The sequence below is a fragment of the Winogradskyella sp. genome, from assembly GCF_003712105.1.
In the GTDB taxonomy this organism is placed as follows: Bacteria; Bacteroidota; Bacteroidia; order Flavobacteriales; family Flavobacteriaceae; genus Winogradskyella.
The window spans coordinates 304,732-327,886 of the sequence record NZ_RHLG01000001.1 but is presented as its reverse complement, the minus strand read 5'-3'; the positions used below and the strand labels follow the sequence as shown (position 1 = coordinate 327,886).

The following is a 23,155-nucleotide window of genomic DNA, read 5'->3' as shown; positions in this document are numbered from 1 at the left end:
CACCTAACAAATGTTTTTAGGTTAATCAAAAATTAATCATTGGTAATAAAAACGTTACACAAAAGTTAGCTTAGTATTAATAGCACAGCTAATGACAAAACAATTTCTTAACATCAAACCCGCATTACTCAAAAGGAAATCTATTACAAGCCGAAAACACTTCAAAATCAATCATTTTATTATACTTTTAAATTTAACCATAGCATCGCTATGCTAAAATTGAGAAAGCACTTGATTTTATTGTGTTTACACCTTTCATAACGAAGTTCTATTCAGTAATGTGGGTTAAAATTGTTACTACTTTTATTTCAAAACTCTAAATCTTATTTATCAATTTGTATATCTTGTTCCAGCAAATTACCTTGGTTTTAACAAGCAGGTATTAAAAGAGATGAACTAAAATTTTTGAAGTCAAATACGGAATATCTAAATCTCTATTATCGAGTAAATTTTTAATGTATGAATTGGGAGCAATTATTGTCTTTAAGACGATTTGGCGATACGAATAAACGGTTACGGCAAGAGCAAGATGAAACACGTCTTGGATTTGAGGTGGATTACGACCGTATTATATTTTCTTCAGAATTTAGAAGCTTGCAAGACAAGACTCAAGTAGTACCACTGTCTAAAACTGATTTTGTTCATACTAGATTAACGCATAGCCTTGAGGTTAGTGTTGTTGGACGCTCATTAGGTAGGCAAGTTGGTAGATTAGTCCTAGAAAAACACCCACATTTACAAACCGTACATGGTTACCAAATAAATGATTTTGGAGCTATAGTTGCTGCCGCAGCATTAGCGCATGATATTGGTAATCCACCTTTTGGGCACTCAGGCGAAAAAGCCATAGGTTCTTTTTTTAAAAATGGAGCAGGAAAGACATATGCTAACCAACTCACAGATAAACAATACCAAGATTTATGTGATTTTGAGGGCAATGCAAATGGTTTAAAGATTTTAACCGAAAGTAGAGCTGGTAGAGAAGGCGGTTTACGGTTGAGTTATGCGACTTTAGGTACTTTTATGAAATACCCTAAAGCATCTTTACCTAAGAAACCAACATCGCATATTGCGGATAAGAAATATGGATATTTTCAGAGTGAAGCAGTAATCTTTAACGAAGTTGTAAACGAGTTAGGACTTGTAAAGCGAGACTCTAAAAATGATACTTATGCAAGACATCCATTGGCATATCTCGTAGAAGCTGCTGACGATATTTGTTATACGATTATTGATTTTGAAGATGGAATAAACTTGGGGCTGATTGAAGAAGAATACGCTCTCGAATACCTCATTAAGCTCGTGAAAAACACAATTAATACTGAAAAATATAGTGCTCTAAATACTATACAAGATAGAGTAAGTTATCTGAGAGCGTTAGCCATAGGAACACTAATAAATGAAGCAGTTTCTATTTTTATGACGAATGAAGAAGCCATTTTATCTGGTGATTTTAAAACAGGACTTTTAGATATTAGCAATTATAAAGCTCAGATGAAAGATATTATTGATATAAGCGTTAAAAATGTGTATCAATCTTCGGAGGTTATTAATAAAGAAATTGCTGGCTATAAAGTACTGTCTGGTTTGCTTTCTGTTTATGTAAACCTTGCTGGTAATGTCTATAATGATAGGCTTTCGGACTATGATAAGCTTATATTAAATACTTTACCCGAAACTATAGATTTATCGCAATCGTCGCTGTACGATAATATCATGGCAGTTTGCCTCTATATATCAAAATTATCGGATACTAATGCCATGATGATGTATCATAGAATTAATGGAAATTCTATATAATTAAGCACTTGAATTTTAAATTAGAAATAATTTAAATATGCATTTCATCGATTAAATTTGTTTTTTAACGATTAATTGTTGTTATTTGTTAAGCTAAACCCCAAACCTATCACAAATGAAAAATAATGTACTTAGCGCTTTCGTAGTATTTTTTGCTGTGTTGGCATGTTTACTTATCATTGACGACTTATCTCATTCTAATGGTATTTCTCAACAAGACAATTTAGAAGTCCAAAATCAAATTAATAATAGCGGGAACGAAAATCTGGCCACTTTAGATTTAGATACTGAGGATTAATTCATCAAGTTTTTTCTGTAAACCAGATTCATCAAACCCGTTACTATTTTTTAGCTCGTTGACTTTGCCATGCTCTGTAAAAGCGTCCATAACACCCATGATTTCAACCTTAGATTTGTAATTCATTGTATTTGCAAATTCTAAGATAGCACTGCCAAAACCACCAACTATAGTCCCATCTTCTATGCTAATTATTACTTTATATTTATTAAATAAAATATTAAGTAAATCTTCATCCAAAGGTTTAACAAAGCGCATGTCGTAGTGACCTATAGTTTTATATTTTTCGTTACTACTTAAAACATTAGTTACAATTGTGCTGGTTGAGCCAATAGATAGTATAGCAATATTTTCTCCTTCATTTAAACAAATACCTTTTCCAATCTCAATGTTTTTAAAAGGTAATTTCCAATCAGTAATTACATCTCTACCTCTCGGATAACGAATAGCAATCGGGAAGTCTATACCTAATTGTACCGTGTACATAATGTTTCGAAGATCAATGGCATTTCTAGGTGCAAAAATCACCATGTTAGGAATACAACGTAAGCAAGCCAAATCAAAAACGCCATGATGTGTAGCGCCGTCTTCACCCACCAAACCAGAACGATCTAGGCAAAAAACTACTGGTAAATTTTGCAACGCCACGTCATGAATAACCTGGTCATAAGCGCGTTGCAAAAACGTAGAGTATATATTACAAAATGGTATTAAGCCTTGTGTTGCCATTCCCGCAGCTAAAGTCACTGCATGTTGTTCGGCAATACCAACATCAAATGCACGCTTAGGAATAGCTTCCATCATGTATTTAAGGGAACTGCCAGTAGGCATAGCAGGAGTAATGCCAATAATTTTTTCATTCTCTTGAGCAAGTTCAACTATAGTTTCTCCAAAAACATCTTGAAACTTTGGAGGTAGGCTAGAGCCAGATTTTGGAATTAATTCTCCAGTCTTGGCATCAAACTTACCAGGTGCATGATACTTCACTTGATTTTCTTCTGCTTGTTTTAAGCCTTTACCTTTGGTAGTAATAACGTGTAAGAACTTTGGTCCTTTTACTGTTTTTAATCGTTGTAATTCTGAAATTAAAGCGGTTAAATCATGACCATCAATTGGGCCAGAGTAATCAAAATTTAAGGCTTCAAAAATGTTATCTTGCTTTTGTGTGCCCTTTTTTACATTGGTTAGATATTGTTTAAGCGCACCAACACTTGGGTCAATACCAATGGCATTATCATTAAGAATAACCAATAAGTTGGCGTCTGTAACACCGGCGTGATTTAGACCCTCAAAAGCCATTCCGCTAGCTATTGAGGCATCACCGATTATAGCGACGTGGTGTTTGTCTTCGCCATATAGTTGAGAGGCAATTGCCATTCCAAGAGCTGCTGATATTGAGGTTGACGAATGCCCAACACCAAAGGTGTCGTATTCGCTTTCGCTACGTTTAGGAAATCCACTTATACCACCTAGCTGTCTATTGGTCTCAAAAATATCTTTTCGGCCTGTTAGTATTTTATGGCCGTATGCTTGGTGACCAACATCCCAAATCAATAAATCTTCAGGTGTATTAAACACATAGTGAAGCGCAATAGTCAGTTCAACAACACCTAAACTTGCGCCCAAATGGCCTTCTTTGGTCGCGACTATATTAATAATAAACTCACGTAAATCTTGAGCAAGTTGTGGCAATTTATCTTCTGATAATTGCCTTAAGTCTTTAGGGTAATTAATATGCTTTAAAAGTGAATTTTGCACAAAGCAAAAATAAGAGAAATAAGACGAAAAGAATCTAAACTTTTCTGAATGCGATTCACAATTAGTCATCAAGGTTATAAGTAACGACAATGAAACATTTACACAATAGCTTATGTATGCTATATAATTTTAAGCTTATTAGTATGAGAGAATTCTATTATTTAATAGGAATACCTAAAATCGGGTATTGTCTGACTTTACTTTACAACTTTTATTTGCTTAACATTAAAATTAAAACCATGAAGAAAGCTGTATTTACTTTTTGCTTAGCATTTCTAACAAGCTATTGTATTCTTGCACAAAATGCAACAAAAGCTGAAACATATCAATATATAAAAAAGAACCTCTCAAATTTTGAGACTATTTCTAGAGATGGTTCTGTAATTACAGATAATATTATGTTAAGCATTTACGACAATGGAGATTTTATTTTTTGGGACAGTGTTAAATCTAATGGAAAGAAATTAGAAATTAAATCGAAGTTTAATATAAACTCCATTGATATTGCATATAATGACTCCAATTATAAAGGTAATATTTACTTTAATTGTAAGATTGGTAAATGTGTTCAAACAACATTTAATTATTCAAGTGAAATAACAAGATTAACTAATTATAGATTGGTTAACCCTTCTAATATTGAGAAATCTAAAAGATTATACAAAGCTTTTCTTCATCTGAAAGACCTATTAGATGAAGAAGATCCTTTTAAAGATTAATATTGTCTTTATAATTGGAGTCATTTCTTACCAATTTTCATGGCAAGGCTTAGGAAATGAAAAGTTTATAATAAGATGGCACAATTGAAAGTTTAGCATAAAAGCATCAATTTCCTCGCCGTATTTGATTCTATAATACTAAGCTGTACATTTACGGCTATGATAAACCCTTTTGACGATACTTATTTTATGAAGAAAGCGCTTCAGGAAGCAGAGATTGCTTTTGAAAAAGGCGAAATTCCTGTAGGTGCTGTCGTGGTTATCAATGACAAAATTATTGCGCGCTCGCATAATCTTACGGAGTTGCTTAATGATGTTACTGCCCATGCCGAGATGCAAGCCATTACTGCTGCGGCAAATTTTTTAGGAGGAAAATATCTAACTAACTGTACATTGTATGTCACATTAGAACCATGTCAGATGTGTGCCGGTGCATTGTATTGGAGCCAAGTGTCTAAAGTAGTTTATGGCGCAAGTGATGATCAGCGTGGTTATAAGGTTATGGGAACAAAACTACATCCAAAGACAAAAGTTGTTAGTGGTGTTCTTGCAGATGAAGCTTCAGAACTTATGAAGCGTTTTTTTATAGAAAAACGAAATCTTAATTAAAACAAAAACGCCCAGCTAAAAGCTGAGCGCTGAAACTAAAATAAAGTATATCTCTTAAAGAATGCTGATATTAGCAGCAACCATTCCTTTTCTTCCTTCTTCTTCTGTGTACTCTACATTATCACCTTCACGGATTTCTAATCCATTAAGATTAGATACGTGAACAAAAATGTCTTTTCCTGTTTCGTCGTTGGTAATGAATCCAAATCCTTTTGAATCATTAAAAAATTTAACTGTTCCAGTCATTATAAATAAATAAAAATTAAAGGGCAAAGGTACGGCTATTTATAATATAGAGTGAAAATAACTCATTTTATTTCAAAAAGTTACAATTTCTTAATACAGGATCTAATATTTATACTTTTTTTGATTTTCTCGCATTTTATCGATATTCTCCTTAGTAATCATGTAATCTTTAGGGTCTTTATCTTTCCAGCGATAATATGAAAATATAGGAAAAACGATAAAGAAAATCCCAACAACACCAAAGCCAATAAGTTTTTTTGAATATGATAATTCCATCGTATAGCCAATAATAATACTCGTAATTGAAGCAATTAATGCTATAAATGTTATCACTTTTAATATTTTCATAGTTAGGATGTAAAATTGATAAGTTCTTTTCTGTATGCGGTTAAGAGTTTTGATTTTGAAACAAAGCCATAGTATTTAGTGTCTCTAATTACTGGAAGATTCCATGCACCTGAGCTCTGAAATTTTCTCATGACTTCTTCCATAGAATCATTGTCGTAATTTATAACATCTGGTGGCTTTTGCATAAAAGTTTCAACGGATGTAGAGCTATACAGACTTTGATCAAACATAACTGAACGGATATCATCTAATAGTAGTATTCCAATAAAATTAGAGTCTTCATCAGTTACAGGAAACAAATTTCTATTTGATTTTGAAACACCGACTTTAAGCATTTCACCTAGAGTCATTTCAGGCTGAAGCGGAATGAAATTTTGTTCTACCACCGAATCTAACTTCATTACAGTAAGTACATTTTTATCCTTATTCTGAGTTAAAAGCGCTCCTTTTTCTAATAATTCTTTTGTGTATATGGTATGATCTAAACCGTTTTTGTTAATTATAAAAGACATTGATGCGGTAATCATTAGAGGCACAAACAGTTCGTAACCTCCGGTAATTTCGGCTATTAAAAATATTGCAGTTAGTGGTGCATGAAGCACTCCTGCAATTAAGCCGGCCATACCTATTAATGTAAAGTTAGCTTCAGAAACATTGAATCCTAAGCCACAATTATTAACCACTTTTGCCACAACATTACCAAGAGCGCTTCCCATAACTAAAGTTGGGATTATTATTCCTCCAGAACCACCAGCGGCGAAGGTAGTTGTCATGGCAATAGCTTTAAAAATAGTGATACCAAATAGTAAACCAATCACTATCCATATATTGTCGATGTATTTATCAAAGGGTGTGTTGCCAAGTGCTTCGATATCGTTACCTATCATTAGATTATTGATAAAACTAAAACCTTCTCCATATAGTGGCGGAATAAAAAATAGCATAACCCCAATAGTCAAACCACCAATTATCAATTTGTGTCTTGCCGATTTAAACCGATTAAAAAAGGAAGTAATCCCAAAATATATTTTTGAAAAATATATAGAAGCAATTCCAGTGCCGATACCTAATAGAATATAAAAGAGCGTGTCATTAATTTCAAATTTATCAACCACATTAAAATCGAAAAGTACAGTATCTCCAAGGAAAAAATAACTCGTAATCACCGAGGACACAGATGCAATAAGTAGAGGTAATAATGAAGCAAATGTTAAGTCCAAGCTGAATACTTCGATAGCAAAAATAACCGCAGCAATTGGGGATTTAAAAATAGATGCAATTGCACCAGCAGCCGCACAAGCAATGAGTAAACTCCTAGTTTTTCTGTCAATATGAAATAATCGTCCAAGATTAGAACTTAAAGCAGAAGCAGATGCAATTGCTGGACCTAGTAATCCTACCGAACCTCCAAACCCAACAGTTAAGGGTGCAGTGATTAGTGGTAAATATATTTTTCGTTTACTTAAAATTCCATCGCGTTTTGATAAAGCATATAGAATAGAAGGGATTGCATGTTCACTAGGTTTTTTAGAGACGTATTTCACAAATAGATAAACAAATAGAAGCCCTAGTATTGGTAATATAAAATATATACTGTTTTCAGATAAAATGATTCCTTTTTCTAAAACTGCTTGTATCGCAAAAGTGATGTTTTTGATTACAACAGATACTATTCCGGCTAATAAACCTATTAAAATACTGAGTAGAAAAACAAAGTTTTTTTCAGAGATGTATTTGTATCTCCAAATAAGTAATCGTCTGAAAAAACTGGTTTTAGTTGGCATAAGATGAAACCTTTAGACTTTTGATATCTAAGGAATTCTAAAGTTATGGCTCCAATTTAAGAATTTTGTAACTTGTTAAAAAACAATTTTAAACTAAAACTCTAATCATGAAAAGAGCAACCTTTTTCTTATCGTTAATAGCTTTGTTGGCAATCTGCAACATGGGAAATGCACAAGAATCTTATCTTGGTGACATTAAGTTAACCGCTGTAAATTTTGATCAACGCGGCTGGATGGAATGTGATGGGAGACTATTAAAAATTTCTGATCACAATGCTTTATTCGCATTATTAGGAACACAATATGGCGGTGATGGTCGTACGACCTTTGCTTTACCTGATTTGCGTGGTCGAGTGCCTGTTGGTCAAGGCAGCGCGCCAGGATTAACAACAAGACGACAAGGTGAAAAAGGTGGTGTGGAAAATGGCACACAAAAAGCTGTAAAACCAGATGAAAATGGAACATACAGCGATTCTACATCTACAAATATGCAACCTTATACCGTGATAAGATATGTCATTTGTGTAAATGGCATTTTCCCATCAAGAAGTTGACTTCTTAGTTAATCAGTCAACTTCAAATTCAATTCATCCAGTTGTTCTTTGTCGATTGGTGCAGGTGCATCTATCATAACATCACGACCTGAATTATTTTTTGGGAATGCAATAAAATCTCTAATGGTTTCTTGCCCACCCAAGATTGCAACCAATCTATCAAGACCAAAAGCAATACCGCCATGTGGTGGTGCACCATATTCAAAAGCATCCATTAAAAATCCGAATTGTGCTCTAGCTTCTTCTTCAGAAAATCCTAAATGTTTCAACATTATAGCTTGGGTAGCTTTATCGTGAATACGAATAGAGCCGCCACCAATTTCGTTTCCGTTTAAAACTAAATCGTAAGCATTTGCTTTTACTTCACCTGGTTTAGAATCTAATAATTCTAACTGACCTGGTTTTGGTGAAGTAAATGGGTGATGCATAGCATGATAACGCTCAGTGTCCTCGTCCCATTCTAACAATGGAAAATCCATAACCCAAAGCGGTGCAAATTCGTCAGGTTTTCTAAGTCCTAAACGTTCAGCTAATTCCATACGTAACGCACTTAGTTGTGCTCTTACTTTATTAGTTTCTCCAGAAAGCACACAAATTAAATCACCTGCTTTAGCACCAGTAACTTCTGCCCATTTGGCTAAGTCATCTTGGTCATAGAACTTATCAACCGATGATTTATAAGTGCCATCATCATTGCAACGGCAATATACCATACCTAATGCTCCAACTTGTGGGCGCTTAACCCAATCAATAAGTTTATCTATTTCTTTTCTTGTATATGCATTTCCTCCTGGCACAGCAATACCAACAACTAGTTCAGCACTATTGAATACATTAAAATCTTTATGTTGCGCAACCTCATTTAACTCACCGAACTGCATGCCAAAACGAATGTCTGGTTTATCATTACCATACAGACGCATCGCATCATCGTAAAGCATTCTTGGGAATTTATCCACATCCACATCATTGATTACTTTCAACAAATGACGTGTTAAACCTTCGAAAGTATTTAAGATATCTTCTTGTTCCACAAATGCCATTTCGCAGTCTATTTGCGTAAACTCAGGTTGTCTATCGGCACGTAAATCTTCATCTCTAAAACACTTCACAATCTGAAAGTATTTATCCATGCCACCAACCATTAACAGCTGCTTAAATGTTTGTGGTGATTGTGGAAGTGCATAGAATTGCCCTTCATTCATACGAGAAGGCACAACAAAATCACGAGCTCCTTCAGGAGTTGATTTAATTAAATATGGTGTTTCTACTTCAATAAAACCATCAGTAGATAAATAGTTTCTAACCGCTTGCGCTACTTTATGTCTAAAGATTAAGCTATTCTTAACTGGATTACGTCTAATATCTAAATAGCGATATTTCATACGCAAGTCATCACCACCATCAGTTTCATCTTCAATAGTAAATGGTGGCGTAATAGAATTATTTAATACAGTCAACTCGGAAACCAAAACCTCTATATCTCCAGTTGGAATATTAGGGTTTTTAGAAGCACGTTCCTGTACTTTTCCTTTTACCTGAACAACAAATTCTCTACCTAGTTTTTGAGCATTCTCAAGGATAGATGCCTCGGTTTGCTCTTCATCAAAGTACAACTGTGTTATACCGTAACGGTCACGTAAATCTACGTAAACCATAAAACCTTTGTCTCTAACACCTTGTACCCAACCACTTAGGGTAACCTCTGTATTGTTGTGTGCGGCTCTTAATTCGCCACAAGTATGACTTCTATACATTTCAAAAAGTTAAGTCCGCAAATTTAGTGAAGTTGAATGATTCTATAAATTAAAAACCGCAACAAATGTTGCGGTTTTTCTTAACTAATACATACTCAATCGTCTTTCTAATAAAAAATCTTACTTACTTATCTAAAGCTAATTGAATGTTATTGTTAATTCTATTATGATGCAAATCGTATTTTGGCCCTGTTCAACAAGTAAAACATTACAGGTACAATTACCAATGTTAAAAATGTTGCAAATACTAATCCATATATAATTGTTAAGGACATGGGTTTCCAGAAAATAGTATTGTCGCCACCAAAATAAATATGAGGGTCAAACTCTGTAAATAGAGAGAAAAAGTCAATATTGAAACCTACCGCAAGAGGTAAAAGGCCTAAGATTGTGGTAATTGCTGTAAGCAATACAGGTCTTAAACGTGCACGACCACCTTCTATAATAGCATCTCTATAATCTTCTCTACTTAATAAGCTATCTTCATCAAGACCAAGTTCAATCTTTTTTCTATCGATTAAAAGTTGTGTATAATCTATTAATACAATCGCATTATTAACCACAATACCTGCTAAGGCAATAATTCCCATCATGGTCATGATTATTACAAAATCATCACCGAAAATTACCATTCCGAAAAGTACTCCTATAAAACTGAGAATAATTGCACCAAAAATAATTACTGGTTTACTGATAGAATTAAATTGTGCTACAATTACTAATAAGATTAATGCTAAAGCAATGACTAATGCTTTACTTAAAAATGCCATGTTTTTTGCTTGCTCTTCTTGCTCACCAGTAAAGTCGTAATTAATACCTCTCGGTAACTTGTAGTTAGTCATAAGATTAGTAATCTTACCAACTATTTCAGTGGCGTTATAACCTTCTAATACATTTGAGTAAACCGTAATAACACGTTTTAAATCTTTACGTTTTATAGAACTAAAGGTTGCGATATTACGCTTATTAACAACAGAGGAAATTGGTATTTTCTTCAGTTTTCCATTATTATCTCTAAATGTTACAGACTGATTAAATAATGCACTTTCATTATATCTATTCTCGTTATTGAAACGAACATAAATATCGTAATCATCTTCTCCTTCTTTATAAGTAGACGCGTCAAAACCATATATTGCTTGACGTAATGTGCGTCCAACCATAGTAGTACTAACGCCTAATTCACCAGCTTTTTTTCTGTCAACAAAAACTTCCATTTCTGGTTTGTTTTGATTCACATCGATCTTCAACTCTTCAATACCAGGGATATTAGCCTCATTAATAAACTGCTGAATATTTTCTGCTTCAGCTAAAAGTTCATTGTAATCTTCACCTTTGACCTCCATATTTATTGCATATCCTGCAGGAGGACCATTTTGGTCTTTATCTACTATTACCGAAACACCTGGATAACCCTGAACAGCTTTACGGATTTTAGTTAAAACATCGTTACTGCTTACTTTATCTCCATTGGCGTCCACACGATACTTATACTCTCTGAAAAGTACAGTTACTTTACCTTTATGTGGCATTTCGGCTTGAGAGCCACCATCAGTCTGAGGATTACCAGCGCCTTCACCTACCTGAGAAATAATAGATTCAGCCATAAAGTTATATGGATTTCCATCTTTTGTATAGGTGAATTGGTCTAAGGTCTCGATAACTTTTGCTTCGATGTCTTCTGTAATTTCATTGGTCTTAGCAATATCGGTTCCTTCAGGATATTCTATGTAAACAATAGCTTGATTTGCTTCATTCTCTGGAAAGAAAAGTGTGTTTATTGAAGATGCACCAAAAACGACAAAGGACAATAGTAGCAACCCAAATGTGCCAAAGAAAAATCTATAAGCATTGCTACCTCTAAGGGCAAAATCTAAAAATCCTTTATATCTATTCTCTAGTGCAGGTAACCACTTATACTGAAACTTCTCAGAGAGTGGAAGAAGTGCATATTTATGAAACCATAATAAACCAGCTAATAGAATAAACAAATTACCAAACCCTAAAAATGCTTTTGGTCCGCCGATAAAACCAATTATAGACAGTAATACGCCAGCTCCAAATAATGCTAGCCCATTTTTTAATCGTTTTGTTTTAGCTCTGTTAAGCCAACCTGTTATTGCCATGATTAGCCCAACTAATAATGCGATTGGACCAATTATAGAGAAAATGATATTGGTTTTAAACAAACCAGAAATTGTCAATAATGCACCAAAAATGAATAGCCCTAAACTTATTCTAATAAGTGCATTTCTCTCCATTTTAGCTTCTTCAGTTTTCATAAATACTGAAGTCAACATTGAATTAATAATCAAGGCCACAAATAACGAAGACCCAAGTACAGTAGCTAAGGTTAATGGGAAGTATATCATAAATTTACCCATTATTCCTGGCCAGAATCCTAAAGGTAAAAAGGCCGCTAAGGTTGTCGCTGTAGAGGCAATAATTGGCCATGCAATTTCTCCTACTCCTTGTTTAGCAGCTTCAAATCTAGGCACACCTTCGTCCATAAGGCGATATACGTTTTCGACTACCACAATACCATTATCTACTAACATTCCTAATCCCATTACAGTCGCAAAAAGTACCATTGTGTTTAGGGTAATATTTATACCTATAAATCCTCCAAAAATTGGAAGAATTAAGAACGACATCATAATAGAAAGTGGTATAGCTATACCCACAAAAATGGCATTTCTGAAACCGAGGAAAAACATTAATACACCAACCACTAATAGTACACCAAAAATGATACTATTCTCTAATTCAGATACCTGAGCTTCAGTTCTGGTAGATTGGTCATTGGTTATAGAGATATTCAAATTTTCAGGAATATAGGTACCAACCGCTTCGTCCAAAATGACTTTAATTTTTTCAATGGCAGTAATCATATTTTCGCCACTTTTCTTCATTATACTAAGCATTACAACTGGCTCAGTGTATTCTCTTGCATAGGTCGTTCTGTCCTTTTCTCTAAAATTAACCTTTGCGACATCTCTTAATAAAATTCTACCACCATCATTTTTAACAACCACATTTTGTAATTCTTGTGGATCTTCGATTTCACCTAAAACGCGGATATTACGTTGCATGCCATTTTGAATAACATTACCTCCAGAGATAGTCACATTTTCAGACTGAATAGCACCAATAATATCATTGAAGCTTAGGTTTGATGCATTCATTTTAAAAACATCTACAGCGACTTCAACTTCTTTATCCTCGGCACCTAAAATTTGAGCTTCTTTAATTTCACCTAATTCTTCTATTTCATCTTGAAGTAATTCTGCAAAATCTTTTAATTGCTCTGAAGTAAAATCACCTGTAATATTTATGTTAGCAATAGGTGTAACTTCAGAAATATTAAGGTCAAAAGCATTAGGTTCTACCTTTACACCACCATCAATGGTAGGCCAATCTTGCTGAGCCTTTACATTATCTATTTTGTCCTTTATCTTAACCTTAGCTTCTTCTGGAGTAATATCTTCTTGAAATTCGACTTGAATAGAAGAATAATCCTGAACCGAAGTTGACGTAATTTTAGTAACACCAGTGATGTCATCAAACTCTTCTTCTAGCGGTTTTGTAATTAATTTCTCTACATCCTCAGCAGCATTACCAGGGTATATTGAGCTGACATAAATTTTTGACTCAATAATTTCAGGAAATGACTCTCTTGGTAAGCTTGAATAACTTAATAATCCACCAAAAAGAATAATGGCAATTATAACGAAGACTGTTTTCCTATTGTCAATTGACCAAGAGGATAATCCGAAATATTTAACTTTAGTATTTTCCATAATTGGTGATTATCTACGTTATTGAACTTTTACTGCTAAGCCATCTCTCATTGTAATAGCTCCATCTTTAACAATAAGGTCTTCAGGCTTTAATCCATCTAACACTTCTACATAGCCATCATATGCCAACCCAAGATTTACAAGTGTTTTAGTAACGGTTGCTTCAGAATCTTTCAAGTCGGAAATGATATAAACAAACTTCTCGCCTCTAGCATTTTCTTGTATAACATTATCAGGGATTATTATTGCATGTTCATTAGCATAATCGTTAATCTCTAGATTAGCAACAAGATTCGGCTTTATCAATTGGTCTTTATTCGGAATTGAAATCTCAATTTCAAAAGTTCTATTACTTGGATTAATAAAGTTACCAACTTGTCTAACGGTTCCATCTATTTGTTTGCCAAGTGATGGGAATTCTACACTAACATAAGTACCTTTATTTATTGTACCTAAATAGGTTTCAGGAATAGAAGCTTTTACATACATATTTTTTAAACTTACAATACGCATTAGTTGATTAGCTCCAGGCGCAACAACTTGTCCTTGGTCAGTAATGATTTCATCTATTATACCAGAAAAAGGAGCTCTAACTCTTGTTTTTCCAAGCTGTGATTGCATTTGCTTGACAGAGTTTTCTAATCCTTCTTTATTAGCTTTTGCTTGAAGATATTGAATCTCACTTCCTATTTTTTGTTTCCAAAGACGCTCTTGACGATCAAAGGTCGTTTTTGCTAGATCATATTGTGTTTGCATTTGTGCTAACTGATTACCTAAACCACCATCATCAATCCGCGCTAAAAGTTGTCCTTTAGAAACTTTTTGACCTTCTTTTACGTATATATTAGTAAGTGTTCCTGCATATTCTGGATACACAAGGAGGTTTTCTTTGGTATCAACATCACCTTGTATATCAATAAAATGCTTAAATGTAGAATCCACAACTTTATAAGAAGTTACTAAAGGAAGACGCTTTAGAGTGTCTTTTTCTGATATAGCAGTTTCCAAAGTGCCTAATACTTTGCCAATACTATCATAGCTCTTTAAAACTTCATCTCTTTTGCTTTTCATTTTGGTTAAATCACCTTCTGCGATTACAGTTGCAACAGAATCTGTGCTCTTATCACCACTACATGAAGCGAAAAGAATTGTTAGGACTAATAATGAAAATATATGTCTCATGTTGTCAATGTTTTTTTTGAATGATTAGTTAGTAGGAATTTTATTAGTGATTGTTTCTAATTCTGCTTTGCTATTAATTACATCAAGCATGGTTTGAAGAAATTCTTGCTGAGCAGTATATAATTGTGTTTGTGCTTGTCTTAACTCAAAGCTAGAAGCAATACCTTCGAAAAATTTAATTTGATTTTTGTTTTCAATACGTTCCGCAAGGGCGAGATTTTGCTTTTTATTATCATAGTCTTCAACTGCAAATCTATAGTTGCTTTTCGCCGTCTCTATTTGAAGATTTAACCTTTGCTCTGTTTCAGTTAATTCTTCTTGAGATTTTTCTAAGTTAATTTTTGCACGTTGTGTTGCAGCGCTTCGTTGACCAGAACTGAAAAGCGGAACACTAAGATTTAATCCCAAAGTTGAAAACCCAGCCCATTCTTGGTCTCTATCAAAGAATGTGAATTCATTTCCAAAACCTAAATAACCACCATTTAAAAATGCGCTTAGTTGTGGTAGTGCTTTAGATTTTTCAAGTTTTAATAATAACTCTTTAGATTTTTTATCATTTGCGGCAATGCGGTAATCTATAGTCGAAGTAACATCTTCTTCATCATTTAAAGATTCTAGAGTAATGTTCTTTAGAGCTAAGTCTTCTAAATTCTCTGTTAATGCAGTAGCAGCATTGTATTCAATGCCTAAGGTGATATTAAATAATTGATAAGCAATGCCTTTTAGTCTATTAGCGTTATTTAGGTTACTACGTAAATTAGATAATGTAATCTGCAATTGTTCTACACTTTCCTGCTCTTCCAATCCATTTTCATAAATCTTTGTGGTTTCACTTAGATTTTTTTCTAAAACTGCAACATTGTTTTCTAGAATTTTTACACTTTCTTCAGATAACAATACATTGCCGTATGCATTAATTACGTTTTTTCGAATTTCTAAATCGGTCTTTTCTTTTGCATTTTGAGATATTTCAAGAAATACCTTTGCCGATTGTAATCCTACCAGATAAGAGCCATCAAATAACAGCTGATTTAAAGTTGCTGTAGCGTTCACATTGTGCTGTACACCAAATATAACTTCTTGAAATTCTCCAGGATTACCGCCAAAAAATTCTGCAGGAACCAAAGAAATTTGTTGCTTTAAATTGTTTTGATAACTAATATTAGCGTCTAGTTGAGGTAAACCTGTTGCCGTGGTTTCCCATTTTTGTTTTCTAGCAGCATCTATATCTCTAGCTGCATTTTTTGCTTGTCTATTGTTCTCTAAGGCATAATCTATGGCCTCTTGTAAGCTAAAACTACTTGGAATATCTTGAGCGTAACCAAAAGATATTAGCATTAAAAAACAGAAGAAAAGAGAATGTTTCATTAAGACTTCGATTGATTGTTAATAAATTGATTTAATATTTTGAATCCTTTTTCAGTAACGATAGCACGTAAATGATACTCCAGAAAATTTTCCATGAGGTAATTCATATCAAACTTAGATCTTGGGAAAATAGATTCGTCTTTAATTCCAGTCATACCATTAAAGTATAATCTGGCAATAAATTCGACATCAATATTAGATCTAAAAACTTCAGTTTCAATTCCGTTTTTTAAACTATCAGAAACAGATTCATGCATTTTATCAAACTGTTTCAACTTAAGTGCATCGTGTATTGAAGGATAATATTTTTTTAACTGGTATTGTGGTGATGTTTTTTCATTTTTAAGATGATGCATCACATACATCTTAATAGAGTAAAGTTCTTCAATAGGGTTAGGAGCATTTTCACAAATGTCATCGATACCGCAACTAATTGTGTCAAACAAATGAAAAGTTACAGCTTCTACTAATTTGGTTTTATTACTAAAATGCACATAGATTGTTTTTTTGGATATGCCCATTTCTGATGCAATATCATCCATGGTAACACTCTTAAAACCAAGATTTAGAAAAAGCTCAGAAGATTTATATATTATTTTGTCTCTCATTATTTGTGCACCTAGAAATGCAATACCTAATCTTAAAAATGAGTACAAATGTACACTAGGAAACTTTAAAAACAATAAAAGTTTCCTAAGTTTTAATGTTTTTTTAACATTGGAAACACTAAGCTTAAGTATGTTTAAAAACTTATTTTTGTGTCATGGATAGTATTATAGAATATCAAGAATCATTTATAAAATACTTAGAGAATTATATTAAGGATCGAGAACCGAGAAATCTCTACGATCCTGTAAACTATATTCTTAATATTGGAGGTAAACGGCTACGTCCTGTGCTTACGCTTATGGCTTGTGATTGCTTTGGAGCAGATTATCATAAAGCCTTAGATGCAGCTCTTAGTGTTGAGGTGTTTCATAACTTTTCATTAGTGCATGACGATATTATGGACGACGCACCTCTGCGTAGAGGCAAAGAAACGGTTCATGAAAAATGGGATATTAATACTGGGATTTTATCTGGAGATGCAATGCTAATTATGGCGTATCAGTTATTTGAAAATTACAATCCTGAAACGTTTCAGTCATTAGCTAAACTTTTTAGTAAAACAGCTATTGAAGTTTGTGAGGGTCAACAGTATGATGTTGATTTCGAAACCCGAAACGATGTTACCATAGATGAATATCTTAAAATGATTGAATACAAAACCGCTGTATTAGTTGGTGGTGCTATGAAAATGGGTGCTATAGTAGCAGAAGCTTCTGAAGATAATCAAAACGGAATATATGATTTTGGACGTTTTTTGGGCATTGCATTTCAGCTTCAAGATGATTACCTCGATGCTTTTGGTAATCCTGATACTTTTGGTAAACAAGTTGGAGGCGACATTATAGAAAACAAAAAAACATATTTGTATCTAAAAGCTTTAGAGTTTGCTTCTAGTTCTGATAAAACAGAATTAATAGAATTGTTTAACGCAAAGCCTGAAAATACTGAGGAAAAAGTAAATCGTGTAAAACAAATTTTTACAGATACTGGTGCGAAAGATGCGACAAAAGCGGCAGTTGAAGTGTATACTGAAAAAGCATTTTCAGTATTAAAACTCCTTAATATCTCAGAAGATAAAAAACGTGTTCTAAAACAGTTTGGTTTAGGTCTTATGACCAGAAATGTATAATGCAGTTGCCTAAGACTTTCGAAGAATTAATAGCTGAATCTCAAGATTTAAAACTATACAAAAAGCTAGTACGTCAGCTCAATAAAGATTTGAGTCTAGCCAATATAGATTTAGAGTTTAATGAAGACGTTTTGCCAACAAGTTTAAAACTGGTTCTACAGGAAGAACTCTATGATCTTATTCAGAATAAATTTTCAGAATACCTTAATCTGCTTTACATAGTTGATGTAACAGAAGTAAAAGTTAAGGCACTTGACGGGAATGATGTGGTAAAATTATCTGAAGATATTTGCTTTTTAATACTGCAGCGCGAGTGGCAGAAGGTATATTACAAAGCAATGTATAGTTAAAACCAAAATCTTACAAAGGGCAGCCAAGGGTCAGCATAGATGCTTTCATCTTCATCATATAACACATCATATCTAATACCAACAACAACATTACCTGTTCTGTAACCTACGCCTAAAAACAATGCATTTGCCCAAAAGTTATCATCAGCATTTGTAACAAACCGTGAGTCGAAATTGGTGTTTACATTAACTTGTTCGAATTCTGCAGATACTTGAACTTCTGGGAAAGGATTTGTTAAAGCAATTAAACTACCACCCAGAATTGTGGATTTGAAAACATTTCTTTGACTACTATAACTCCCTGTGAGACCAACTCCAGCAGAAAAATAGGGATTAAAATCATAGATGGCTATTGGAGCGAGTGTACCGTTAAAAAAACCATCTCCAAAGTTAAGGCCAACTCCACCACCAACTCTTACATTACCCCAAAAATTAGAAGTTTGATCCTCTTGAGAAAAGCCTATTGTGCAAACGAAAATAAAGGCTAGAGTAGCAAAAAAAGTCTTCATATATATAATTTAACAATGCAATGGTTATAAATATAGTAAATGTGTACTACAAAACGCTAAAAGTTGTACTTTTGCTTAAATTTACTGAAGCGAAAACGTCTAAAAAAAAATAATGGACAAATATTCCTTTCTAAACGCAGCGCATACAGCATATTTCGCTGATTTATACGATCAATATCTTAACAATCCTGATTCTCTAGAACCAAGTTGGAGAGCCTTTTTTCAAGGTTACGATTTTGGTTCAGAAAATTATGGTTTTGATGGTGAAATAGTAGATGGAGTTTCAACACAAATACCTGAGCATGTACAAAAAGAGTTTCAGGTTGTAAAATTAATTGATGGTTACAGAAGTAGAGGACATTTATTTACTCGAACTAATCCTGTCCGTGCAAGACGTAAATATGCACCAACTTTAGAGATTGAAAACTTTGGGTTATCAAAAGACGATTTATCTACAAAATTTTCTGCAGGAGATATTTTAGGTTTAGGTCAAGCTACTTTACAACAAATAATTGATCATCTAGAACGCATTTATTGCGATTCTATTGGTGTAGAATATATGTATATCCGTCAGCCAGAGAAGGTAAATTGGATTCAAAATAGATTGAACATTAACGACAATCATCCTAATTTCTCTAAAGAAGAAAAAATACATATTCTAGAAAAACTAAACGAAGCCGTTTCCTTTGAAACCTTTTTACATACCAAATATGTCGGTCAGAAAAGATTCTCCCTTGAAGGAAACGAATCGTTGATTCCAGCTTTGGATGCTGTTATTGAAAGCGCTGCCGAACATGGCGTAAAAGAGTTTGTAATGGGTATGGCACACCGTGGGCGTTTAAGTACACTTACAAATATTTTTGGTAAATCGGCAAAGGATATTTTCAGTGAGTTTGATGGTAAAGATTATGAAGAGAAAGTATTTGATGGCGATGTAAAATATCATATGGGTTGGACCAGTGATCGCGAAACGGATTCTGGTAAAAAAATCAACTTGAGTATAGCACCTAACCCATCACACCTTGAAACGGTGGGAGCAGTTGTAGAAGGTATTGTTAGGGCTAAGCAAGATAGAAGCGAAATCGAAGATCCGGCACAAGTATTACCAATTGTAGTGCATGGAGATGCAGCAATTGCTGGACAAGGATTAGTATATGAGGTTGTGCAAATGGCACGATTAGATGGTTACAAAACCTATGGTACTTTGCATATAGTTGTAAATAATCAAATTGGTTTTACAACTAATTATTTAGATGCACGCTCTAGTACCTATTGTACAGATGTTGGTAAAGTAACTTTATCTCCTGTTATGCATGTTAATGCAGACGACGCAGAAGCAGTAGTCCATGCCACATTATTTGCTTTAGAATTTAGAATGAGGTTCCATCGCGATGTTTTTATAGATCTTTTAGGATATAGAAAATATGGACATAATGAAGGCGATGAACCAAAATTTACACAACCGTTATTATACAAAGCTATAGCTAAACATAAAAACCCTAGGGATATTTATGCTGAACGTCTTATAGCTGAAGGTATTATAGACGAAGGATATGTAAAAAAGATAGAACGGGATTATAAAGATAAGTTAGAAGAAAAACTTGAAGATTCACGCAAAGTTAAGAAGACAAAGATTTCTGGATTTATGCAAGAACAATGGGAAGGTTATGTTCGTGTAGATGAAAAAGAAATGATACAACCTATTAATACTAAGGTGTCAAAAAAGCTTCTTAAAGATATAACTAAGGTAATATCAACGCTTCCTGAAGATAAAAAGTTTATACGTAAAATTTCACGCCTAATTAATGAGCGTCAGAAAATGTTTGACGAAGATAGATTAGATTGGGCGATGGCAGAACATTTGGCATATGGAACGCTTTTATCTGAAGGGTTTAATGTTAGGATTTCTGGTCAAGATGTAGAGCGCGGTACATTCTCTCATAGACATGCTGTTGTTAAAGTTGAAGATAGTGAAGAAGAAATTATACTTCTTAAAAATGTATCTAAAGACCAAGGACAGTTTAATATATACAATTCGTTATTGTCTGAATATGGTGTTGTAGGTTTTGATTATGGTTATGCTATGGCAAGCCCAGAAACATTAACCATTTGGGAAGCACAATTTGGAGACTTTAGTAACGGCGCACAAATTATGATTGATCAGTACATTTCATCTGGTGAAGATAAATGGAAAACTCAAAACGGATTAGTAATGTTATTGCCGCATGGGTATGAAGGTCAAGGTGCAGAGCACTCTTCTGGTCGGATGGAACGTTACTTGCAAGTATGCGCTAAGGATAATATGTTTGTTGCAGATTGTACAACACCTGCAAACATGTTTCATTTGTTGCGTAAGCAAATGAAAGCCAATTACAGAAAACCATTAATAGTATTTACACCAAAAAGTTTGTTACGTCATCCAAAAGTAATTTCTACCGTAGATGAGTTTGCAAACGGAAGTTTCCAAATGCTTATTGATGATGCGAATGCTAAAGCTACAAAGGTTAAGACATTAGTTTTTGTAACAGGTAAGTTTTACTACGATTTATTAGATGAGCAAGAAAAATTAGGTAGAGAAGATGTTGCATTAGTAAGAATAGAACAGTTATTTCCTTTACCTGTAGATGAAATTAAATCTGTTTTAAAGAAATATAAAAATGCAGACGATATTGTTTGGGCTCAAGAAGAACCAAGAAACATGGGAGCTTACAGCCACATGTTAATGCATTTTGATGACGCTAAAAATTGGAGAGCAGCGAGTAGAAGGCCTTACGGAGCGCCATCAGCAGGTAGTTCTATGCGATCTAAGATACGTCATCAAGAAGTTATCGATTACGTTTTCGACAACACAAAAAACAATCAGCGAGGAAAATAAATAAAACACTCAAATCAAAGCTAAAATAAATTAAGAGAACAATGATTTTAGAAATGAAAGTGCCTTCACCAGGCGAATCAATTACAGAAGTTGAAATTGCAGAATGGTTAGTACAAGATGGAGATTTCGTAGAAAAAGACCAAGCCATTGCCGAAGTAGATAGTGATAAAGCTACATTAGAGCTTCCTGCTGAAGCAAGTGGTATCATAACCTTGGCTGATTCGAGTGGTCATAGATACGAAGAAGGTGATGCCGTCACTGTAGGAGCAGTGGTTTGTTTAATTGATACAAGCGCTGCTAAGCCAGAAGGAGACGCTGCACCTAAAAAAGAGACAAAAGAAGACACGCCTAAAAAAGAAGAACCTAAGCCTGTTGCACCTGCTGAAACAAAAACTTATGCTACAGGTACTCCAAGTCCTGCTGCTAAAAAGATACTAGACGAAAAAGGTATAGATGCGAACACAGTCAAGGGTTCAGGAAAAGATGGACGTATCACAAAAGATGATGCTGTTAATGCAGTTCCATCTATGGGAACACCAACAGGCGGGAACAGAGGTACTTCACGAAGCAAAATGTCAATGTTACGTCGTAAAGTAGCAGAGCGTTTAGTTGAAGCAAAGAATACTACGGCTATGTTAACCACATTTAATGAGGTTGATATGTCACCAATTTTTGATTTACGAAAACAATATAAAGAAGATTTCAAGGCAAAACATGGTGTAGGTCTTGGGTTTATGAGCTTCTTCACATTAGCTGTTGTTAGAGCGTTAAAATTATATCCAGCTGTAAACTCTATGATAGATGGTAAAGAAATGATTTCTTACGATTTTGTAGATATTAGTATTGCTGTATCTGGACCAAAAGGATTAATGGTTCCCGTTATTAGAAATGCTGAAAATCTATCATTTAGAGGCGTAGAGTCTGAGGTTAAACGTTTGGCATTAAGAGCTCGTGACGGACAAATCACTGTAGATGAAATGACTGGTGGTACGTTTACAATTTCTAACGGTGGCGTTTTCGGAAGCATGCTATCAACACCAATTATAAACCCACCTCAAAGTGGCATTTTGGGAATGCATAATATAGTTGAACGCCCAGTGGCGGTTAATGGAAATGTTGAAATAAGACCTATTATGTATGTGGCTTTATCTTATGATCATAGAATCATTGATGGTAAAGAGTCAGTAGGCTTTTTAGTTGCTGTAAAAGAAGCTTTAGAAAATCCAGTAGAATTACTTATGGATAATGACATTAAAAAGGCTCTAGAGATGTAGTCCTAATAAATACTCATAACGAAAAAAAGCGCAATTCCCCCAAATTGCGCTTTTTGTTATTTAGATACCCTTACATATCTAAAGCTAACTAAACTAAAATTAACTAAAAAAAATCACTGAGATATTTGCTGTAATGATAGCAACAGTACTTACAATTAATAATAACACAAATATTTTACTGTTGTT

The 23,155-nt window shown here is 34.0% G+C and carries 19 protein-coding genes; 9 read left to right on the top strand and 10 right to left on the bottom strand.

The genetic code is table 11. The annotated features are described in order from the left end of the window. Nucleotides 1-459 precede the first annotated feature (459 nt). Nucleotides 460-1,800, top strand: a complete 1,341-nt coding sequence (locus tag ED556_RS01600) for a deoxyguanosinetriphosphate triphosphohydrolase (protein ID WP_296318790.1) — start codon at nucleotides 460-462, stop codon at nucleotides 1,798-1,800. Between the two features lie 115 nt (nucleotides 1,801-1,915). Further along, a complete protein-coding gene (locus tag ED556_RS01595; protein WP_296318789.1) occupies nucleotides 1,916-2,098 on the top strand; it encodes a hypothetical protein in 183 nt (60 codons plus the stop codon). Here the strand turns inward: ED556_RS01595 and ED556_RS01590 are convergent. After that, nucleotides 2,081-3,856: a 1-deoxy-D-xylulose-5-phosphate synthase gene (locus ED556_RS01590; RefSeq protein WP_296318788.1), complete on the bottom strand. Its 1,776-nt coding sequence runs from the start codon at nucleotides 3,854-3,856 to the stop codon at nucleotides 2,081-2,083. The two genes, ED556_RS01595 and ED556_RS01590, sit on opposite strands and share 18 nt — an antisense overlap. 239 nt (nucleotides 3,857-4,095) lie before the next feature. On the opposite strand from ED556_RS01590, the gene ED556_RS01585 reads away from it, so the two are divergent. Next, on the top strand, nucleotides 4,096-4,575 hold the full coding sequence (locus ED556_RS01585; RefSeq protein WP_296318787.1) for a hypothetical protein: 480 nt from the start codon (nucleotides 4,096-4,098) through the stop codon (nucleotides 4,573-4,575). A gap of 159 nt (nucleotides 4,576-4,734) precedes the next feature. Further along, nucleotides 4,735-5,184, top strand: coding sequence for a nucleoside deaminase (locus tag ED556_RS01580; RefSeq protein ID WP_296318786.1), 450 nt, complete (start codon nucleotides 4,735-4,737; stop codon nucleotides 5,182-5,184). Nucleotides 5,185-5,238: 54 nt separating this feature from the next. Here ED556_RS01580 and ED556_RS01575 read toward each other — a convergent pair whose 3' ends face one another. The 3 genes from ED556_RS01575 to ED556_RS01565 all read right to left on the bottom strand — a co-directional run bounded on the left by ED556_RS01575 (nucleotide 5,239) and on the right by ED556_RS01565 (nucleotide 7,562). After that, a complete protein-coding gene (locus ED556_RS01575) occupies nucleotides 5,239-5,430 on the bottom strand; it encodes a cold-shock protein (RefSeq protein WP_296318785.1) in 192 nt (63 codons plus the stop codon). A gap of 102 nt (nucleotides 5,431-5,532) precedes the next feature. Continuing rightward, nucleotides 5,533-5,778: a hypothetical protein gene (locus ED556_RS01570; RefSeq protein WP_296318784.1), complete on the bottom strand. Its 246-nt coding sequence runs from the start codon at nucleotides 5,776-5,778 to the stop codon at nucleotides 5,533-5,535. A gap of 2 nt (nucleotides 5,779-5,780) precedes the next feature. Beyond that, nucleotides 5,781-7,562: a chloride channel protein gene (locus tag ED556_RS01565; protein WP_296318783.1), complete on the bottom strand. Its 1,782-nt coding sequence runs from the start codon at nucleotides 7,560-7,562 to the stop codon at nucleotides 5,781-5,783. 107 nt (nucleotides 7,563-7,669) lie between these two features. Here ED556_RS01565 and ED556_RS01560 point away from each other — a divergent pair, with 107 nt between their 5' ends. Then, nucleotides 7,670-8,116 carry a tail fiber protein gene (locus ED556_RS01560; RefSeq protein WP_296318782.1) on the top strand — a complete coding sequence of 149 codons (447 nt, stop codon included), beginning with the start codon at nucleotides 7,670-7,672 and terminating at the stop codon, nucleotides 8,114-8,116. A gap of 8 nt (nucleotides 8,117-8,124) precedes the next feature. On the opposite strand, the gene aspS is transcribed toward ED556_RS01560, so the two are convergent. The 5 genes from aspS to ED556_RS01535 all read right to left on the bottom strand — a co-directional run bounded on the left by aspS (nucleotide 8,125) and on the right by ED556_RS01535 (nucleotide 16,831). Next, the gene (aspS, locus tag ED556_RS01555; RefSeq protein WP_296318781.1) at nucleotides 8,125-9,873 is read right to left on the bottom strand and encodes an aspartate--tRNA ligase; all 1,749 of its coding nucleotides are present in this window, start codon (nucleotides 9,871-9,873) and stop codon (nucleotides 8,125-8,127) included. A 164-nt stretch (nucleotides 9,874-10,037) separates the two neighbouring features. Continuing rightward, nucleotides 10,038-13,673, bottom strand: coding sequence for an efflux RND transporter permease subunit (locus ED556_RS01550; RefSeq protein WP_296318780.1), 3,636 nt, complete (start codon nucleotides 13,671-13,673; stop codon nucleotides 10,038-10,040). Between the two features lie 18 nt (nucleotides 13,674-13,691). Then, nucleotides 13,692-14,855, bottom strand: a complete 1,164-nt coding sequence (locus ED556_RS01545; RefSeq protein WP_296318779.1) for an efflux RND transporter periplasmic adaptor subunit — start codon at nucleotides 14,853-14,855, stop codon at nucleotides 13,692-13,694. A 24-nt stretch (nucleotides 14,856-14,879) separates the two neighbouring features. Further along, complete coding sequence (locus ED556_RS01540) at nucleotides 14,880-16,223, bottom strand: TolC family protein (protein ID WP_296318778.1); 1,344 nt, start codon at nucleotides 16,221-16,223, stop codon at nucleotides 14,880-14,882. Continuing rightward, nucleotides 16,223-16,831, bottom strand: a complete 609-nt coding sequence (locus tag ED556_RS01535) for a TetR/AcrR family transcriptional regulator (RefSeq protein ID WP_296318777.1) — start codon at nucleotides 16,829-16,831, stop codon at nucleotides 16,223-16,225. The genes ED556_RS01540 and ED556_RS01535 overlap by 1 nt, the downstream gene beginning before the upstream one ends. A 155-nt stretch (nucleotides 16,832-16,986) precedes the next feature. On the opposite strand from ED556_RS01535, the gene ED556_RS01530 reads away from it, so the two are divergent. Continuing rightward, nucleotides 16,987-17,961: a polyprenyl synthetase family protein gene (locus tag ED556_RS01530; RefSeq protein WP_296318776.1), complete on the top strand. Its 975-nt coding sequence runs from the start codon at nucleotides 16,987-16,989 to the stop codon at nucleotides 17,959-17,961. After that, complete coding sequence (locus tag ED556_RS01525; protein WP_296318775.1) at nucleotides 17,961-18,311, top strand: hypothetical protein; 351 nt, start codon at nucleotides 17,961-17,963, stop codon at nucleotides 18,309-18,311. The genes ED556_RS01530 and ED556_RS01525 overlap by 1 nt, the downstream gene beginning before the upstream one ends. On the opposite strand, the gene ED556_RS01520 is transcribed toward ED556_RS01525, so the two are convergent. After that, the gene (locus ED556_RS01520) at nucleotides 18,308-18,820 is read right to left on the bottom strand and encodes an alpha-ketoglutarate decarboxylase (RefSeq protein WP_296318774.1); all 513 of its coding nucleotides are present in this window, start codon (nucleotides 18,818-18,820) and stop codon (nucleotides 18,308-18,310) included. The genes ED556_RS01525 and ED556_RS01520 overlap by 4 nt on opposite strands. 112 nt (nucleotides 18,821-18,932) lie before the next feature. On the opposite strand from ED556_RS01520, the gene ED556_RS01515 reads away from it, so the two are divergent. Both ED556_RS01515 and odhB read left to right on the top strand, forming a co-directional pair. After that, nucleotides 18,933-21,695: a 2-oxoglutarate dehydrogenase E1 component gene (locus tag ED556_RS01515; protein ID WP_296318773.1), complete on the top strand. Its 2,763-nt coding sequence runs from the start codon at nucleotides 18,933-18,935 to the stop codon at nucleotides 21,693-21,695. A gap of 41 nt (nucleotides 21,696-21,736) precedes the next feature. Further along, nucleotides 21,737-22,969, top strand: a complete 1,233-nt coding sequence (odhB, locus tag ED556_RS01510; RefSeq protein WP_296318772.1) for a 2-oxoglutarate dehydrogenase complex dihydrolipoyllysine-residue succinyltransferase — start codon at nucleotides 21,737-21,739, stop codon at nucleotides 22,967-22,969. Nucleotides 22,970-23,155 lie beyond the last annotated feature (186 nt).

Bases quoted from the DNA above. Each gene is read 5' to 3' on its own strand.
- ED556_RS01600 (WP_296318790.1), top strand. From the start codon at position 460: ATGAATTGGGAGCAATTATTGTCTTTAAGACGATTTGGCGATACGAAT.
- ED556_RS01595 (WP_296318789.1), top strand. From the start codon at position 1,916: ATGAAAAATAATGTACTTAGCGCTTTCGTAGTATTTTTTGCTGTGTTG.
- ED556_RS01585 (WP_296318787.1), top strand. From the start codon at position 4,096: ATGAAGAAAGCTGTATTTACTTTTTGCTTAGCATTTCTAACAAGCTAT.
- ED556_RS01580 (WP_296318786.1), top strand. From the start codon at position 4,735: ATGATAAACCCTTTTGACGATACTTATTTTATGAAGAAAGCGCTTCAG.
- ED556_RS01575 (WP_296318785.1), bottom strand. From the start codon at position 5,430: ATGACTGGAACAGTTAAATTTTTTAATGATTCAAAAGGATTTGGATTC.
- ED556_RS01570 (WP_296318784.1), bottom strand. From the start codon at position 5,778: ATGAAAATATTAAAAGTGATAACATTTATAGCATTAATTGCTTCAATT.
- ED556_RS01565 (WP_296318783.1), bottom strand. From the start codon at position 7,562: ATGCCAACTAAAACCAGTTTTTTCAGACGATTACTTATTTGGAGATAC.
- ED556_RS01560 (WP_296318782.1), top strand. From the start codon at position 7,670: ATGAAAAGAGCAACCTTTTTCTTATCGTTAATAGCTTTGTTGGCAATC.
- aspS (WP_296318781.1), bottom strand. From the start codon at position 9,873: ATGTATAGAAGTCATACTTGTGGCGAATTAAGAGCCGCACACAACAAT.
- ED556_RS01550 (WP_296318780.1), bottom strand. From the start codon at position 13,673: ATGGAAAATACTAAAGTTAAATATTTCGGATTATCCTCTTGGTCAATT.
- ED556_RS01545 (WP_296318779.1), bottom strand. From the start codon at position 14,855: ATGAGACATATATTTTCATTATTAGTCCTAACAATTCTTTTCGCTTCA.
- ED556_RS01540 (WP_296318778.1), bottom strand. From the start codon at position 16,223: ATGAAACATTCTCTTTTCTTCTGTTTTTTAATGCTAATATCTTTTGGT.
- ED556_RS01535 (WP_296318777.1), bottom strand. From the start codon at position 16,831: ATGAGAGACAAAATAATATATAAATCTTCTGAGCTTTTTCTAAATCTT.
- ED556_RS01530 (WP_296318776.1), top strand. From the start codon at position 16,987: ATGGATAGTATTATAGAATATCAAGAATCATTTATAAAATACTTAGAG.
- ED556_RS01525 (WP_296318775.1), top strand. From the start codon at position 17,961: ATGCAGTTGCCTAAGACTTTCGAAGAATTAATAGCTGAATCTCAAGAT.
- ED556_RS01520 (WP_296318774.1), bottom strand. From the start codon at position 18,820: ATGAAGACTTTTTTTGCTACTCTAGCCTTTATTTTCGTTTGCACAATA.
- ED556_RS01515 (WP_296318773.1), top strand. From the start codon at position 18,933: ATGGACAAATATTCCTTTCTAAACGCAGCGCATACAGCATATTTCGCT.
- odhB (WP_296318772.1), top strand. From the start codon at position 21,737: ATGATTTTAGAAATGAAAGTGCCTTCACCAGGCGAATCAATTACAGAA.